Raw genomic sequence first — 16,252 nt, 5'->3', positions numbered from 1 at the left:
CTCTCCACCTGCCCCGCGCTCTCCACCTGCCCCGCGTCCTCCGCCGGATCGGCGTGCCCCAGTTGGCTGGCCTGCCCCGACTGCCCGCTGTCCCCCAGCTGCTCGCCGTCCTTCGCCTCTCCGGCTGGCCCCAGCCGCTGGGCGTGACCTGACTCGGCCGGCCGGCCTGGCTCCGGCGGCCGGTCGGGCCGGGGCTGGGGATCCGTGAGCAGGGTCACGGCGCTGCGCGGGCCGTCACGCGCCTCCGCGACCTGGATCGCGAGTAGCGCGTGCCTGGTACGTGCCTCGATCGAGCCGTCCGGCGCGGACTCGGACTGCCGGGCCGCCTCGCGCAGGTCCCCGTGGCGCAGCGCGACCGCGGCGAGCACGGCGCGGGCCGCCGCGGCGGACAGCGGCGTGTCGTGCGCGTCCGCCAGGTCCAGGGCTCGGCCCGCCTCCGCGGCCGCACCGTCCAAGTGGCCCGCGGCCAGCTCGATCCGGGCCTCCAGCGCGGAGGCGTCCGCGGCCCACGCCAGCCGGCCGTGCTCGAACATGTCCTTGCGCGCCTGCTGGATCATCGCCCGCGCCTCGTCGAGCCGGCCCACATCGGTGAACAGGTCGGCGGTGATCAGGCAGGCCTCGTAGCGGCGCGCGCCGGGGCCGTCCGCGTCGGCCAGCCGCTCGGCGTCCCCGGCCAGCTCCAGCGCGCGGGAAAGCCGGCCCCGCTCCCGCTCGGCCGACGCAAGGGCCAGCAGGGCGGCGGCGGTGACCTCGGGACCGTGCCCAGGGTGCCGGACTGCGGTATTCGGACCATGCCCGGGATGCCGGTCGGCGGCCTCCGGAGCGTGTTCGGGGTGGTCGCCGATGATCTCGTGCGCGTAGGCCGCCGCGGTCCCATCACCTCGCAGGCGGGTCAGGGCGTACAGGCGGACGAGGGTGGCGCGGTCGCGTACGTGGTGCGGCAGCCCGGGCACGGTCAGCGCCGTCTCGGCCTCCCTGACGGCCTCGTCGCCCCGGCCGGTCAGGTACATGATGTCCGCCAGCAGGCAGCGCAGCTCGGCCATGCCGTACACCGAGCAGTGCTGGGCGAGGCGTTCCCGTACCAGGTGCTCGGCCTCCGGGAGGCGGCCTTCGGCGATCGCGGTGTCGATGACGGCCGTGGCGGGGCCGGGCAGGAGCGCGGCCGGCGGTGGCGGCGTGCTCCTGAGCGCGCTGAACTGGTCCAGGAGCGCCCGTCGCACCGGCGCCGGGATCGACGTGGCGACCACGTTCCCGACCAGCTCGTGGCGGAAGGCCAGGCCGTGTGCGGTCACCACCAGGATGCCCGCCGCCGCGCACTCCTCCATGGCGGGCAGCAGCGCGGCGGGTGTGGTGCCGAGCAGGGACGCCGCGTGCTCCAGCGACAGCGATCCGCCGAGCACGGCGGCCGTTTCCACCAGGCTTCTCGCTTCGGGGCCCAGCGGCGCGATCCAGCCTCGCACCAGGGTGCGCAACCGGTCGGGGAGCGGGTCGCCCGGCCTGGCGGCGCCCGCGGCACCGAGCGGTCCGGCATCGCGGAGGCCGGGGCCGAGCGGTCCGGGGCCGAGCGGTCCGGCATCGCGGAGGCCGGGGCCGAGCGATCCGGTGTCGCGCAGGCCGGTGTCGCGCAGGCCGGTGTCGCGCAGGCCGATGTCGCGCAGGCCGGTGTCGCGCAGGCCGGTGTCGCGCAGGCCCGCCAGCAGCTCGGTGATCAGGAGGGGGTTGCCGCCCGCCGCGGTCACCAGCGCCTGCGTCGCCGGGTCCGGCGCCGCCCCCAGCGTGTCGGCGACCAGCGCGGCGACGGCGTCCGGGGTGAGCGGCGGCAGCGGCACCCGCCCGGCTCCGCGCCGCTCCAGCAGGTCGAACAGGGACGCGGCCGGCCCGCCGGTCCCGCCGGTCGAGCGGCTCAGTAGCCAGCCGACGGGCCTGGCGGCGAGGGAGTCGTGCAGGGCACGCACCGTCTTCAGGGTCGCCGGGTCCGCCCGGTGCAGGTCGTCGAGCACGGTCAGCACGGGCGCGTCCGCCCGCTCCTCGAAGGCCGCCACCAGCCGGTCCAGCAGGTCCCGCGAATCGGCGGCGCGCCAGGAGCCGTTCTCCGGGCCCAGGTCGAGGGCCGCCAGCAGCAGGCCACACGGTACGAGCTCCCCCAGCTCCTCCACCCCGCGGTGGAACACGACGATGCCGCGTTCGCCGGCCGCGGCGGCGGCCTCGGCGAGCAGCCGGCTCTTGCCCGCTCCGGGCTCGCCGTCCACCAGCAGCGTCCCGCCCTCACCACGGCGCAGCCCGCGCAGCACCCCTTCGACGTGGCGCCATTCCCGTTCGCGTCCCCGCATGTCGCCGCCTCCGAATGATGCGCTATCCGGGACCGGGACGGTGAACCCTACGAGTTTCGAGATCTTTCTTTGCCTCAGCGCCCACGGGACTACACGAGTGGGGGATGTGACCTCCGGACGGCCGGAACGAGGCTGGGCGTGATGAGGGGAAGAGGGGTGGAGGGGATGGCCGAGACCGGGTACACGCCGTTCAACCGGACGGTGGACAAGACGAACCGGGTTCTGCACGAGATCGAGGAAGCCCACGGGTGGTCGTCCGACCGGCGCAACCAGTCCTATGCCGCCTTGCGCGCCGTGCTGCACGCGCTGCGTGACCGGCTGACCGTCGAGGAGGGCGCGCAGCTGGCCGCCCAGCTCCCGATGCTGATGCGCGGCATCTACTACGAAGCCTGGCGCCCGAGCGTGGTGCCGATGAAGATCGGCCGTGACGGATTCCTCGCCCGCGTGGCCGACGAGCTGTCCTTCTCTTACGACGAGAGCCCCGAAGAGCTGGTCAGGACGGTGTTGCAGGCGCTCAGGCGGCACATCACCGACGGCGAGTGGGAGGACGTCACCTCCAGCATGCCGAAGGATCTGGCCGCGGTCCTGGTCTGAGGCCGAGTCCGAGTCCGGGTACGAGTCCGAGCGAGCGCGCTAGCTGATGGCCGCCCGGAAGAAGCGCGGACGGTAGATGCTCGTGTCCCTGAACAGGTCGGCGTCGGCGGCGATGCGGTTGTCCAGGCTGTTGACGTTGTAGGAGATGAGCAGCGAGCTGTCCGAGCTCTGCTCGGCGTGCACGTGGGCGTTGTAGGAGATGATGTCGCCGTCCCAGTAGCTGCCGTACGGCCCGGGCTCGGGCATCCGGTAGACGCTCGTCTCGTTGGTGAAGCCGTCGAACGGGTCGCACGAGGTGAAGGCGTTGATCCAGCCGCTGAACGCCACCGTGCTGTCCTGGCTGACCAGCAGGAACTGGCCCTTCCACGGCGTGACGCTGTATTCGTTGGCGATGCCGGTGAGGGTGTTCTCCGCGTCCTGTTCGCGTTCCGTCCAGCCCCATGAGGTGTAGTACTGCCACCTGCCCTGACGCAGGTCGTCGCCCTTGACCCGGGCGATGCGCATCTGCTTGTTCGTCGGCGCGTCCGAGACGCCGTACACGTAGGTGTACCCGTCGCCGCTGCGGCCGGCGGGCAGGATCGCCGAGCCCCAGGCCACGCCCGCGTCCGAGGGCAGCTTCGTCACGCTGGACGGCGTGCTCAGGTTGCTCAGCGAGAAGGTGGCCACCACGTTCTCGTCGAACGCGAACGGCATCGCGCCCGTGCCCTCCCGCCGGTACTTCTGGAAGATCACCTGTAGCCGGTTGCCGACGATGAACCCGTCGCCGCTCCAGTACCAGTGGGTGCCGTCCGGCGGCGGCATGAGGGCCTTGGGCGCGGCGGCGGTCCCGCCGTGCACGGTGGTGAGCTGGGAGCCGTTCTGGATGACGAACGAGTTGTTGATCAGCGGGGCGCTCGTGGGCCGGGTGCCGTCCGCGTTGAGCGGTCCGAGGAACGTGTCGGAGAACAGCCAGAGGATCCTGCCGTCCGGCATCCGCGCGGAGTAGGTGGAGTCGCCGCCGGTCCAGCCGTTCGGGGTCGCGGCCGCGTACGCGTTGAACGTGCTCTCCGGCGCGGCGTTGAGCTCCTGGACCGAGATGCTGGGCTTGCGCAGCGTGCACGGGCGGTGCGCGATGGGGACGTAGTTGGCGACGGTCCAGACCGCGCCCTGGTCGTCGGTCATCGCGACGCTGGAGACGGCGTTCAGGTCGTTGCGGGTGGCGACCAGCGTGGCCACCATCGGGTAGCGGAAGCCGGCGACCTTGATCGTCCCTGTGCCGTCGGGCGGCAGGCTGCCCTTGAGCTGCGGATACTCCTGCACGTCCGCGGTGCCCTCGCCGGCGCGCGCCCAGACCAGCACGCTCCACGTGATGCCGGGCACGGGCGCCCCGGGCGCCGGCGCGCCCGGGCCCTTGAACGTGAGCGTGGCCGCCGCCGCGTCCTTCTCCGCCTTGAAGTCGAGGTACGTCGTCCCGCCCGGGTAGAACACGCCGCCGCGGACCTGGTTGTAGCCGACCGGCACCGTCTCCGAGTGCCTCGCGGGCCGGGCGCCGCCGAGCGCGTCGGCCCCCGTGCCGGCGTGGGCGGCCAGGTTGCGCCGCCAGAGCGCGACGTCGGGGTCCTTGTAGCCCATCGTCTCCATCAGCGACTGCTGACCGGCCAGCCGGTAGTTGGCGATGGCGAACGCGTGCAGCAGCCAGTTCAGGTCCCGGCCGGCGAGCGCCGACTTGATGGCCTCGATCGGGAGGGCGCCGGCGCTGCGGATGCGCTCCCAGGTGGTGCGCACGAAGTTCGCGCCCGCCTGCTCGGTCAGGTACAGGGGCAGCAGGAAGGCGCCGTACGACCGCGACCCGCCCAGGCCGTCCCAGGCGTTCAGCGCCGAACCGGGGTCGGAGAGGAAGGCGCCGACGCTGCGCGCGTACATGTCGCGCTGGTCGGGATCCGGCACGTGGGAGGGGTTCTTCACGTACGTCTGGTGCGCGGCCCACTCGGCGGTGGACTCCATCCACCAGTTCATCGAGCCGAACCGGTCGGAGGCCACGAACTCCCAGACGGCGTCCTCGGCCACCTCGCCGGTGTCCCAGTAGGAGTACTGGAAGACGTGGAACAGCTCGTGCCGCGGCCAGTAGTCGTAGTCGACGGGGTCGGACGGCATCAGCACGGTCGGCATGGCGTTGTAGCCGATCGGGAGCACGAACGGCACGTCCACCGGCCGGCCCGCGAGGCTGTCCACGCCCAGGAAGATGCCGTGCGGCACCGAGGCGTTGTTCGTGATGTCGTAGCCCATCGAGCGGTAGGTGGTCGCGGCGATGGCGACGCCGTCCAGCATGTTCTGGACGGCCGTGGGGCGGCCGTTCGACTCGACGGGCGTCGGCGGCACCCCGCCGGTGACGTTGTAGAAGACGACGAAGTTGTCGACGTTCGCCCAGCAGCGGTAGTCCTTGTTCAGGTACCTGTACGGCTGGCTGCGCGCGCAGTCCGGGTTGGCGGCGGCCGCCAGGGTCCCGGCCCGGAGCCGTACCGGCGCGACCTGGGCCTGGGCCGGTGACAGCACCTCGCGGGCCGCCGGCGACGCCTTCGCCGACATGGCCGACAGGTAGACGAGGTAGCGCTCGGGGTCCATGGACAGCGGCCCGGTGGGGCGCAGGTCGGCGGGGACCGACTCGGGCGCGGTGAGGGACGCGACCCCGTACCTGACCAGGTCGTCCACCGACAGGTCCCCGTCGGTGTAGGCCCGGACGATCCTCTCGCCGGCGCCGAAGCCCGCGCTCCGGGGCGCGGAGTACGCGGGGGGCGACACGAGGACCAGGGGAAGCAGCAGGGCGAAGAGGCCCGCCAGGGCCGCGCGCTTCATGCCCGGAGTATCACTCGATCTTGGCCCGCCGGGAAGATCCGATATCGTGTGCGGCCGGTGACTCTGTGATCATGACCGCCGGCATCGGAGCGCGGGAACGTCCGATCCTCCGCCGCCGCCTCTCTACCGTGTCGGCATGACCACCCAGCAAGAGCCTTTCCCCCTGGACCTCTCCCCCGACACGATCGTGGAGCTCGGCCGGCAGGCCGTCGAGCTCGTCGCCCGGCAGGTGGCCGGGCTGCCGGACGCGCCCGCCAGCGACTACCGGGACGTCGCGCGGCTGTCCGCGCTCGTCAGCCGCGCGCCGGCCGACGGGCCCGGCGACTTCGCCGCGTTGATCGAGACCTTCCGCCAGGCCGCCGAGCAGGGCGTCAACACGGCGGGGCCTGGCTACCTGGCCTACTTCCCCGCGGGCGGCCTCGTCTCCTCCGCCCTGGCCGAGCTGCTGGCCCAGGCCGCCAACCGCTACACCGGCGTGGCCCAGACCGCCCCCGCGCTCGTCGCGATGGAGGAGGGCGTGCTCTCCTGGCTGGCCGGGCGGTTCGGGCTGCCGGCCGGCGCGGGCGGGGTCGTCACCACCGGCGCGTCGGCGGCCACGCTGTCGGCGGTGGTGGCCGCCCGCCACGCCCGGCTCGGCCCGCCGTCCGAAGACGGCGGCGGCGCGGACGGCGGCGGCCCCCCGGGCGGCGGCGGCCCTTCGGGCGGCACGATGAACGGCACCATGTACGTGACCGAGCACACCCACTACAGCCTGGCCAAGGCCGCCCAGATCGCCGGGCTGCCCGCCGGTCGCGTCCGCGTCGTGCCCACCACCGCGGACCTGCGGATGGACGCTGGGGCCGCGGCGGCCATGATCGCCGCCGACCGGGCCGCCGGGCTGCGCCCCTTCCTGCTGGCCGGCACCGCGGGGAGCACCAGCACGGGCACGATCGACCGGCTCGGCGAGCTGGGGCGGCTGGCGCGCGAGCAGGGGATGTGGTTCCACGTGGACGCGGCCTACGGCGGCGGGTTCCAGCTCACCTCGCGCGGGCGGGCCGCGCTGGCCGGGATCGAGGCGGCCGACTCGATCACGTTCGATCCGCACAAGAGCCTGTTCCTGCCGTACGGGACGGGAGTGCTGCTCGTCCGCGATCCGGCCGTGCTGCGGGCCGCGCACGCTGGCGGTGGAGAGTACTTGCAGGACCTCCACGAGGTGGATGGACTGCCCGACTACGGGCAGCTGGGCGTGGAGCTCACCAGGGAGTTCCGTGGCCTGCGGCTGTGGCTGCCGCTGCACCTGCACGGCGTGCGGGCCTTCGAGGAGGCGCTGGACGAGAAGCTCGACCTGGCGGGGCTGGTGCACCGCGAGCTGTCCGGCGATCCGCGGCTGGAGGTGCCGAGGGAGCCGGACCTGACCGTGGTGCTCTTCCGCCTGCGCGGGTGCGGCGACGAGCGCAACCGGCGGCTGCTGGCGGAGGTCAACGCCTCGCGGCGCGTCTACCTGTCGAGCACCACCATCGGCGGGGCCTTCTATCTCCGTCTGTGCGTGCTGAGCTGCCGTACCGGTGCCGGCCGGATCAAGGAGGCGCTGCGCATCATCCGCTCCGCCTGCTGACCGCGGCGCCGGCAGCGGTCAGGAGCCGCCGGTGAAGAACGTGCGGAGCTCGGCGGCGACGCGCTCCGGGGCGCCGCGGCCGTTCAGCGGCGCCTCGTGCCCCACGCCGTCCATCGTGACGCGCACGGCGTGGGGCAGCGTCGCCTGCAGCGCTTCGACGGCCCGGTGCAACGGCGGCGGCGTCCGGACCCCGTCCATCAGCAGGGCCTGCGCCCGCAGCCCGGCGAAGCCCTCGCTGCCGGCCATCTCGGCGAACAGCCGCACGTCGTAGCGCTGGAGCGGGATGAGGTCCGGCACGGACTTCTCGCCGGGCCCGTGCACGTCTCGCTGGCTCCGGAAGTACCAGCTGAGCGCGGGCTTGAGCAGCCAGCGTGGCAGCGCGGCGGACAGCCGCTCCGCCTTGACCCCCTTGACGAAGGTGACCATCGCTGCGGCGATGTCGTCGCGGTCCATCTCCCGCTCGAACCGCGGGATCCAGGACAGGTCGAAGGCGCCGTACATGGACAGCGCGGGCTCGAACACCGCGATCCGGCTGATGCCGGGTGTGGTCAGGGCCGCCTGGAGCGCGATGAGGCCGCCCGAGCTGTGCCCGAACACCAGCCGCGTTCCGGTCTCGGCGAGCAGCGCGCCGAGGTCCTCGCACTCGCGGGCCATGCAGTACTTCTCCCCCGGCGGCCCGCTGCGGCCCCGCCCGCGCCGGTCGAGGACGTACACGGTGAAGGTGCCGGACAACGCCTGCGCCAGCTCCATGTAGTGCTCGGCGGCGAGGTAGCCGCCGCTCACCAGGACGAGCCCGGGGCCGTCGCCCAGCCGCCGGTAGCCGATCGTCGTGCCGTCCGCCGAGACGACCGTCCCGGGCGCGTACGCCACCGCCGTGTCCGCCATGGCCTACTCCCTTAGCGTCGCTAAATTGCTGTGACTCCACAGTGGCTTAGCACCGCTAAGGAGTCAAGGGCCGGCGACGCCGCCCTCACCGGCGGGCCCGTCCCCTGCTCGGGTCGGGCAGCACACTTAAGGCGATTGCCTTATTAAGGAGATCGCCTTAACGTGAAGAGCGACCATCGACGACAGAGCGCCATGACCGTTCGCCACGACAGGCCCGCCACGACAAGGGGACGCCATGACCGGCCCGACACCTGGCACCACACCCGACTACCCCTTCGACCGGGACACCGCCCTGGAGCCGCCCAGGGAGTGGGCGGAGCTGCAGGAGGGCTGCCCGGTGGCGCACGTACGGCTGCCCAGCGGTGATACGGCCCGGCTCGTGACCCGCTACGACGACGTGCGCGCGGTGCTCACCGACGCGCGGTTCCGCCGCGGCGGGGCGGACGCCGCGCGGGTGTCCACCACGCAGGACGGCGGCCTGTTCGCCCGCAGCGCCGCCACCCGCACGGCCGAGGGCGAGGGCCACCTGCGATGGCGGCGGCTGCTCACCCCGTCCTTCACCATCCGCAAGATGGAGTCCTGGCGGTCACGGATCCAGGAGATGACCGACGACCTGGTCGACGACCTGGTGAAGTCGGGCTTCCCGGCCAACCTGTCCGCCCGGCTCGGCCTCCCCCTGCCGGTACGCGTCATCTGCGCCCTGGTCGGCGCGCCGGCCGAGGACCAGGACAAGTTCGCCCACTGGTCGCAGGTCATGCTGACCCTGACCCGCTACGGCCAGGAGGAGGTGGAGCAGGCGTACGCGGAGTTCAACGCCTACGTCTCCGACCTCGTCGACGCCAAGCGCGCCGCGCCGGGGGACGACCTGCTCAGCGAGCTGACGCAGATCTCCGACAGCGAGGACGGCCGGCTCGGCCACGAGGAGCTGATCGCCACCGTCCGGGCGCTGCTGCTGGCCGGGCACGAGACCACCTCCAACATGATCGCCATCATGGCGGCCACGCTGCTGTCCGAGCCCGAGCGCTATCAGGCGGTGGTCGACGACCCGGAGCTGATCAGGGGCACGGTCGAGGAGGTGCTGCGCCTGGACAGCACGCTCAGCGTGATCGGCTTCCCCCGGGTGGCCACCGAGGACGTCGATCTCGACGGCGGGCACGTGCCCGCGGGCAGCACCGTCATCCCGGCCCGATCCGCGGCCAACCGGGACCCGCGCAAGTTCGACGACCCGGGCCGCTTCGACCCGCGCAGGGAGAACGCCGCCCAGCACCTGGCCTTCGGCATCGGCGCGCACTACTGCCTCGGCCAGCCGCTGGCCCGCCTGGAGCTGCAGGTCGTGCTGGGCACGCTCACCCGCCGGCTGCCCTCGCTGCGCCTGCGCGACCGTCCCGAGGACCTGTGCCTGCGCACCGGCCTGCTGTCCGGCGGGCTCCAGGACGTGTGGGTCACGTGGTGAGCGGCTCCGGCGCGGCGCTGACGGCGGCGCCGGCGTCCGCGCGGTCCGCCGCGGCCAAGGGGCTGATCATGCGGACCGCCGAACGCCTCTACGCCTCCCGCGGCCTGGCCGAGGTGTCGATCCGGCAGATCGGCGAGGCCGCGGGGCAGCGCAACAAGTCCGCGGTCCAGTATCACTTCACCGGGCGCGACGAGCTCATCAAGGCCATCCTCGCCGAGCACGCCGAGGCGACGGAACGCCACAGGTTCGCGATGATGAGCCCCCTCGGCGACGTGGCCGGGCTCTCGCTCAGGGATCAGACCCGCTGCATCGTGCTGCCCAGGATCGAGCACCACGTGGAGCTGGGCACCCCCTCCTGGTACGGGCGTTTCCTGGCCCAGGTGGTGGTGGAGCCCGCCCTGCGCGAGTACGCGCTCCAGGCGCACCTGGACACGCCGTCGCTGCGCCGCCTCTACGACGCCATCCACTCCCGCCGGGACCGGCACGGCCCCGGGCAGGCGTACGACCCCGAGCGCGGCGCGCGCCGCGAGGCCATGATCCGCCAGCTCGTCGTGCACATGACCGCCGAGCTGGAGGCGGAGCTGGCCAGGGAGCAACCGGCCGCCGACATCGCCGCCGAGGCCTGGCGCCGCCTGGGCGCCGACCTCGTCACCGCCGTGTGCGGCCTCATCGCCGCCATGGACGCCGACGAGAACACCTGACCGGCGGGCCAGATGGCCGGGCGGCCGTCACGGGCAGCTCGTGTCGGCCGGGCCGGGGGACGATCGCGCGTGCCGGCGGCCCGGGTGATCAGGCGTCTATGCCGGCGCGGAGCAGCGCCCACACCCGGGCGGCGACGACGCGCCTGGCGGGCCCCGGCCTCTTGGACAGGGCCCCGGCGAGCATGCCGACGGCCAGGACCAGGTCGTCGGCGGTGACCTCCGCGCGCACCCGCCCGGCCCGCTGCGCCTCGGCGAGCGCACCCGCCAGCAGGTCCGCCACCCGGTCGCGCAGCGCGAGCAGGCGCGGGTCGGCGGGGAGCTTGCTGACCATGTCGATGAACGCGGTCGAGGCGATGGTCTGCTCGGTGATCAGCGCGAGCACGTCGTCGAGGGTGGCGCCCGGCTCGGCGGCCAGCGCCTCCAGCTCGGCGACGCCGTCCTCGAAGACGGCGAGCGCGAGGCTGATGCGGTCGGGGAAGTGCCGGTAGAGGCTGCCCTGGCCGACCCCGGCCGCGCGGGCGACGGCGCTGAGCGGCGCGTTGTAGCCGGCGGACGCGAACACCTCGTGGGCCGCCGCGATCAGCGCCGCCCGGTTCGCCGCCGCCGCGCTGGGTCCTCTGTTCGTACGGCGCACATCAGGCATACCGCTGACGATATCAACCGGACAAACTCGTCCACCTTGATCATATTTGACCCGTTCTTTGGTCGACACTGCTCGGCAGAACCGGCTACGGTGAGAACCGGACAAGGTTGTCCGGTCAAGCTTCGAGTCAGAAAACGCCCTCCCCGGCTTCACTCGCCGTCGAGTCCGGCCCCCGGCCCCCGGCGGCCGCCCTGATCGAAAGGACACTTCTTGAGCACCTTCGAGAACAAGGTCGGCCTGGTCACCGGAGCAGGCTCCGGAATCGGCAGGGCGATGGCGATCGCCCTGGCCAAGGCCGGCGCCCGCGTCGTGGTCTGCGACGTGAACGCCGAGTCCGCCGAGCGGACCGCCACCGGCCTGGGCGACGCGGCCGTCGGCGTGGCGGCCGACATCTCCGACGAGTCCTCGGTGTCCGCGCTCGTCGAGACGGCCATCAGCACGTACGGCCGCATCGACGTGCTGTGCAACAACGCCGGGATCATGGACACGATGGCGTTGCCCGCGGACGTCACACCGGAGCTGTGGGAGCGGGTGCTGCGGGTGAACCTGACCGGCACGTTCCTGGTCACCCACGCGGTGCTGCCGCACATGCTCCGCCAGGGCGGCGGCGTGATCGTCAACACCGCCTCCGAGGCCGGCATCCGCGGCGGCGCGGCGGGCGTCGCCTACACCGCGTCCAAGCACGGCGTGGTCGGCCTGACGAAGAGCGTGGCGTGGGCGTACGCCAAGGACGGCATCCGCTGCAACGCCATCCTGCCCGGCCCCACCATGACCAACATCGCCACGAACGCGTCCTTCGACCCGACCGGCGCCGCCCGGCTCGGCCCCGTGCTCTCCCTCGGCGAGCGCATCGCCCAGCCGGAGCAGATGGCCGACGCCGCGCTCTTCCTGGCCTCCGACGCCGCCTCGTTCATCAACGGGGCGATCGTCCCCGTGGACGGCGGCTGGTCGGCGGCCTGACCCCTTATCTCTCTGGAGGAAATGTGAGCGACACCCAGCAGGCACCGCACTACCCCTTCCCCGCCCCGAGCGCGCTCGACGCGCCCGCGGAGTGGGCCGAGCTGCGCTCGGGCTGCCCCGTCGCGCCGATCACGCTGGCCAGCGGGGACCAGGCGCTGCTGCTCACCCGCTACGACGACGTCAAGCAGCTGCTGTCGGACCCCCGTTTCACCCACCACCTGGTGGCCGAGGACGCCGCCAACATCACCACGAACGAGTCCGGCGGCGTGTTCGGCAGCGGCGGCGGCACCAACGTGAAGGGCGACTCCCACCGGGAGTGGCGCAAGCTGATCGGCAAGGCCTTCACCGCCAAGCGCGTGTCCGCCATGCAGCCCGGGATCGAGGCGGAGGCCGGGCGGCTGGTCGACGAGATGCTCAAGCAGGGCTCCAGCGCCGACCTGACCGGCGCGCTGGGCTTCCCGCTGCCGGTGTGGGTGATCTGCGAGCTGCTCGGGGTGCCCGAGTCGGACCGGGACAAGTTCGCGTACTGGTCGGACACGCTGCTCAGCCTGACCAAGTACACCCAGGAGGAGGTCGACGCCGCGCAGGCCGAGTTCGCCGCCTACATGAGCGCGCACGTCGCCGCCAAGCGGGAGGAGCCGGGCGACGACCTGATCAGCGAGCTGATCTCGCTCGTGGGCGCGCTCGACGGCCGGGTGACCGAGGAGGTCATGCTGATGACCGCCAAGGGCCTGCTGGTCGCGGGGCACGAGACGACCGCGAACATGATCGGCAAGATGGTGGCGATGCTGCTGGCCGACCGCACCCGGTGGGAGCGGCTCGTCGCCGACCGCACGCTGATCCGCACGGCGGTGGAGGAGTGCCTGCGGTATGACGCCAACTTCGGCTTCGGCATCCCCCGCTACATCAGCGAGGACGTGAAGGTCGCCGACACCACGCTGCCGAAGGGCACCACGGTCGTGTGCAGCCTCTCGGCCGCCAACCGGGACGAGAGCGCGTTCGAGGGCGCCGCCGGCATGGACCTGACCCGCTCGCCCAACCCGCACCTGATCTTCGGCGCCGGGCCGTACGCGTGCCTGGGCCAGTCGCTGGCCCGCACCGAGCTGCAGACCGTGCTCAAGGTGCTGCTCGACCGGCTCCCCACGCTGGAGCTGGCCGTGCCCGCCGACGAGCTCAAGCGCCGCGAGGGGCTCATCGTCGGCGGCCTGCAGCAGGTCCCGGTGCGGTGGTGACCGCTTTCCCAGCTGATCGAGAGGAACCCCTACGAACATGAACATCACCGTTGACGCCGACAAATGCTGCGGGGCCGGGCAGTGCGTGCTGCTCGCTCCCGAGGTGTTCGACCAGGGCGAGGACGACGGCATCGTGATCCTGCTGGATCCGTCACCGGCCGCCGGGCAACACGCGGCGGTCCGTGAGGCGGCCAGCGTGTGCCCGGCCGCCGCGATCACGGTGGACGAGCGGTCTTGAGCGACGTCCTGATCGTGGGCGCCTCCGCGGGCGGGCTGGCCGTCGCGGAGGCGCTGCGCCGGCGCGGGCACGAGGGCGAGCTGACCGTCCTCGGGGCCGAGCCGCACCCGCCGTACGACCGCCCGCCGCTGTCGAAGCAGGTGCTGGCGGGCGCGTGGGAGAGCGAGCGGGCGCACCTGCGGCCGCCGAGCGAGCTGGCCAAGCTGGACGCGCGGTTCGTCCTCGGCGATCCGGCGGTCCGGCTGGACGCCGCCGCCCGCTCCGTGGTCACCGCCTCCGGGCGCACGCTGCGGGCGGACAACGTGGTGCTGGCCACCGGGCTGACGCCGTCCCGGCTGCGCGGCCAGGACGACCTCGCGGGCGTGCACGTCCTGCGCACGCTGGACGACTCGCTGGCCCTGCGCGCCCACCTGCTCGAAGGACCGCGGCTGGTGGTCGTGGGCGAGGGCGTGCTCGGGGCCGAGGTGGCCGCCACCGCGCGCGGGCTGGGCCTCGACGTGACCCTCGCGGGGCTGGGCCCGGCGGTGCTGGCCGACCAGCTCGGCGACCCGGCGGCCACGCTGCTGACCCGGCTGCACGCCGGGCACGGCGTCCGGCTGCGGCTCGGGGTGGCGGTCGAGGGGCTGACCGGGGACGGCGGCCGCGTCACGGGGGTGCGGCTGGCCACCGGCGAGCTGCTGCCCGCCGACGCGGTCGTGGTCGCCGTCGGCTCCCGCCCGGCCGTCGGCTGGCTGGCGGGCAGCGGGCTACGCGTGGGCGACGGCGTGCTGTGCGACTCGCGCTGCCGGGCCGCCGACGGCGTGTACGCGGTGGGGGACGTGGCCTCCTGGGAGCACGAAGGGCTCGGCAGGCGGCTACGGCTGGAGAACCGGACGAACGCGGTCGAGCAGGCGCAGGTCGTGGCGGCCAACATCCTCGGCGAGCACCGGCCGTACGTGCCCGTCCCCTACTTCTGGACCGACCAGTACGACGTCAAGATCCAGGTCCACGGGTTCCTGCCGAAGGAAGCCGAGGCCGAGGTCGTCGAGGGCGACCCGGAGCAGAACCGGTTCGTCACCCTGCACCGGGTCGGCGGCACGGTCACGGGGGTGCTGGGCTGGAACATGGCCAAGGCCGCCCGCCTGCACCGCCGCCACGTCGCCGAAGCCCTCAACCCCGCCACCGCGCCGTAGCCGCCATCGGACCGTGGCGACCGTCAGCTCTGGATCTGGGCCGTAAGGACCGCCGCCCCAAGGCCGTGCGGCCGTCAGCCCTGGCGCTGGGCCGTGGCCGGGTGGCCGGCCGGCTCGCCGCCCGGCCGGTGCGTCCCGGGGCCGCGCCCCGGGATCGTCAGGACGATGAGGGCCGCCACCAGGGCGACGCCCCCGCCGATGAGGAACCCGGCGCGGAAGCCGCCCTCCGACGGCACCACCACCGGCCCCAGCTTGACCGTCATGCCGGCCAGCACCGCGCCGAGGACCGCGCTGGCGGTGGAGGTGCCGATCGAGCGCATGAGGCTGTTCAGCCCGTTGGCCGCCGCCGTCTCGGTGAGCGGCACGGCGCTCATGATGAGCGAGGGCATGGCCGCGTACGCGAACCCGATCCCGGCGCTGACCACGGCCGAGAACACCAGGACGCCCCACGCCTGGCCCATGAGGGCGAGGGCCAGCAGGTAACCGCAGGCGATGACGATCGTGCCGAGCAGCAGGGAGACCTTGGGCCCGCGGGCCGCGGACAGGCGGGCCGCCACCGGGGAGATCGCCATCATGACCAGCCCGGCCGGCGCCATCCACAGACCCGCCGCGACCATCGACTGGCCCAGGCCGTACCCGGTGGCCGTGGGCAGTTGCAGGAGCTGCGGGGTCAGCAGCGACATCGCGTACATCGCGAAGCCGATGACGATGGAGGCCAGGTTCGTCATCAGCACCTGCCGCCGCGCGCTGGTGCGCAGGTCGACCAGCGGCGCCGGCGTACGCAGCTCCCACCAGCCCCACAGCAGCATGACCACCGCCGCCGCGGCGAGCATGCCGAGCGTGGTGGCGCTGGTCCAGCCCCATTCGCCGCCCTTGGAGACGGGCAGCAGGAGCAGCACCAGACCGGCCGACAGCCCGGCCGCCCCGACGAAGTCGAACCGCCCGGGTGACTTGACCGGCGACTCAGGCACGATCAGCAGCACCAGCACGAACATCACCAGGCCGAGCCCGGCCGCCGCCCAGAACAGCGCGTGCCAGCTCACGTACTGGGCGACGAGCGCGGCGGCGGGCAGGCCGAGCGCCCCGCCCACGCCGAGCGAGGAGCTCATCAGGCCGATCGCCGCGCCGAGCCGCTGCGGCGGCAGCACGTCCCGCATGATCGCGATGCCCAGCGGGATCACCCCCATGCCGAGGCCCTGTAAGGTGCGGCCGATCACCATGGGGAGCAGCGAGTTGGCCGGGGCGCACACCAGGGAGCCGACGGCCAGCAGGAGCGTGCTGACCATCATGACGCGACGCTTGCCGTACAGGTCGCCGAGCCGCCCGGAGACGGGCATGGCCACCGCGCCGGCCAGCAGGGTCGCGGTGATGGCCCAGAAGGCGTTGGCGGTGGTGGTGTGCAGCAGGACCGGCAGGGTGGCGATCAAGGGGACGATCAGGGTCTGCATCAGCGAGACCGTGATGCCCGCCGCCGCCAGCACGCTGATGATCGCCCCGCTGCGCGGTGCGGCGTGCGTCGAGCTCATCGATTTTCTCCGTATCGCTCACGATATGCACCATGCATACAGCGTGTAGCCTACACATCGCGATCAACGGGATATCCTGGCCTCCGACCGGG

Annotated in this window: 13 protein-coding genes; 8 read left to right on the top strand and 5 right to left on the bottom strand. The window is 73.1% G+C overall.

All coding sequences use genetic code 11. From position 1 onward, the window contains the following. A partial coding sequence (locus tag ETD85_RS36400) for an ATP-binding protein (protein WP_138694365.1) occupies nucleotides 1-2,330 on the bottom strand: 2,330 nt, incomplete at its 3' end. 165 nt (nucleotides 2,331-2,495) lie between these two features. Here ETD85_RS36400 and ETD85_RS36395 point away from each other — a divergent pair. Continuing rightward, a complete protein-coding gene (locus tag ETD85_RS36395; protein WP_138694364.1) occupies nucleotides 2,496-2,924 on the top strand; it encodes a DUF2267 domain-containing protein in 429 nt (142 codons plus the stop codon). Nucleotides 2,925-2,963: 39 nt separating this feature from the next. On the opposite strand, the gene ETD85_RS36390 is transcribed toward ETD85_RS36395, so the two are convergent. Further along, a complete protein-coding gene (locus tag ETD85_RS36390) occupies nucleotides 2,964-5,756 on the bottom strand; it encodes a hypothetical protein (RefSeq protein ID WP_138694363.1) in 2,793 nt (930 codons plus the stop codon). Nucleotides 5,757-5,892: 136 nt separating this feature from the next. On the opposite strand from ETD85_RS36390, the gene ETD85_RS36385 reads away from it, so the two are divergent. Beyond that, a complete protein-coding gene (locus ETD85_RS36385) occupies nucleotides 5,893-7,350 on the top strand; it encodes a pyridoxal phosphate-dependent decarboxylase family protein (RefSeq protein ID WP_138694362.1) in 1,458 nt (485 codons plus the stop codon). An 18-nt stretch (nucleotides 7,351-7,368) separates the two neighbouring features. On the opposite strand, the gene ETD85_RS36380 is transcribed toward ETD85_RS36385, so the two are convergent. Further along, nucleotides 7,369-8,235 (bottom strand): alpha/beta fold hydrolase, encoded by an 867-nt coding sequence (locus ETD85_RS36380; protein ID WP_138694361.1) that lies wholly within the window; start codon nucleotides 8,233-8,235, stop codon nucleotides 7,369-7,371. Between the two features lie 235 nt (nucleotides 8,236-8,470). On the opposite strand from ETD85_RS36380, the gene ETD85_RS36375 reads away from it, so the two are divergent. After that, nucleotides 8,471-9,688 carry a cytochrome P450 gene (locus ETD85_RS36375; protein WP_138694360.1) on the top strand — a complete coding sequence of 406 codons (1,218 nt, stop codon included), beginning with the start codon at nucleotides 8,471-8,473 and terminating at the stop codon, nucleotides 9,686-9,688. Further along, nucleotides 9,673-10,389 carry a TetR/AcrR family transcriptional regulator gene (locus ETD85_RS36370; RefSeq protein WP_138694359.1) on the top strand — a complete coding sequence of 239 codons (717 nt, stop codon included), beginning with the start codon at nucleotides 9,673-9,675 and terminating at the stop codon, nucleotides 10,387-10,389. Before ETD85_RS36375 ends, ETD85_RS36370 begins: the two co-directional genes overlap by 16 nt. Before the next feature lie 88 nt (nucleotides 10,390-10,477). Here the strand turns inward: ETD85_RS36370 and ETD85_RS36365 are convergent, their stop codons facing one another. Continuing rightward, nucleotides 10,478-11,032 carry a TetR/AcrR family transcriptional regulator gene (locus ETD85_RS36365; protein ID WP_138694358.1) on the bottom strand — a complete coding sequence of 185 codons (555 nt, stop codon included), beginning with the start codon at nucleotides 11,030-11,032 and terminating at the stop codon, nucleotides 10,478-10,480. 210 nt (nucleotides 11,033-11,242) lie between these two features. Here ETD85_RS36365 and ETD85_RS36360 point away from each other — a divergent pair, with 210 nt between their 5' ends. The 4 genes from ETD85_RS36360 to ETD85_RS36345 are packed head-to-tail and all read left to right on the top strand — an operon-like array spanning nucleotide 11,243 to nucleotide 14,634. Next, complete coding sequence (locus ETD85_RS36360; RefSeq protein WP_138694357.1) at nucleotides 11,243-11,992, top strand: SDR family NAD(P)-dependent oxidoreductase; 750 nt, start codon at nucleotides 11,243-11,245, stop codon at nucleotides 11,990-11,992. A gap of 23 nt (nucleotides 11,993-12,015) precedes the next feature. Continuing rightward, on the top strand, nucleotides 12,016-13,224 hold the full coding sequence (locus ETD85_RS36355; protein WP_138694356.1) for a cytochrome P450: 1,209 nt from the start codon (nucleotides 12,016-12,018) through the stop codon (nucleotides 13,222-13,224). 37 nt (nucleotides 13,225-13,261) lie between these two features. After that, nucleotides 13,262-13,462 (top strand): ferredoxin, encoded by a 201-nt coding sequence (locus tag ETD85_RS36350; protein ID WP_138694355.1) that lies wholly within the window; start codon nucleotides 13,262-13,264, stop codon nucleotides 13,460-13,462. Further along, on the top strand, nucleotides 13,459-14,634 hold the full coding sequence (locus ETD85_RS36345) for an NAD(P)/FAD-dependent oxidoreductase (RefSeq protein WP_138694354.1): 1,176 nt from the start codon (nucleotides 13,459-13,461) through the stop codon (nucleotides 14,632-14,634). The genes ETD85_RS36350 and ETD85_RS36345 overlap by 4 nt, the downstream gene beginning before the upstream one ends. A gap of 74 nt (nucleotides 14,635-14,708) precedes the next feature. Here the strand turns inward: ETD85_RS36345 and ETD85_RS36340 are convergent, their stop codons facing one another. Then, a complete protein-coding gene (locus ETD85_RS36340) occupies nucleotides 14,709-16,160 on the bottom strand; it encodes an MFS transporter (protein WP_138694353.1) in 1,452 nt (483 codons plus the stop codon). Nucleotides 16,161-16,252 lie beyond the last annotated feature (92 nt).

Origin of the sequence: Nonomuraea zeae (assembly GCF_005889725.1) — a bacterium.
Classification (GTDB): Bacteria; Actinomycetota; Actinomycetes; order Streptosporangiales; family Streptosporangiaceae; genus Nonomuraea; species Nonomuraea zeae.
Note: the sequence above shows the minus strand (reverse complement) of the source record. Positions and strands in the feature narration are given on the sequence as shown.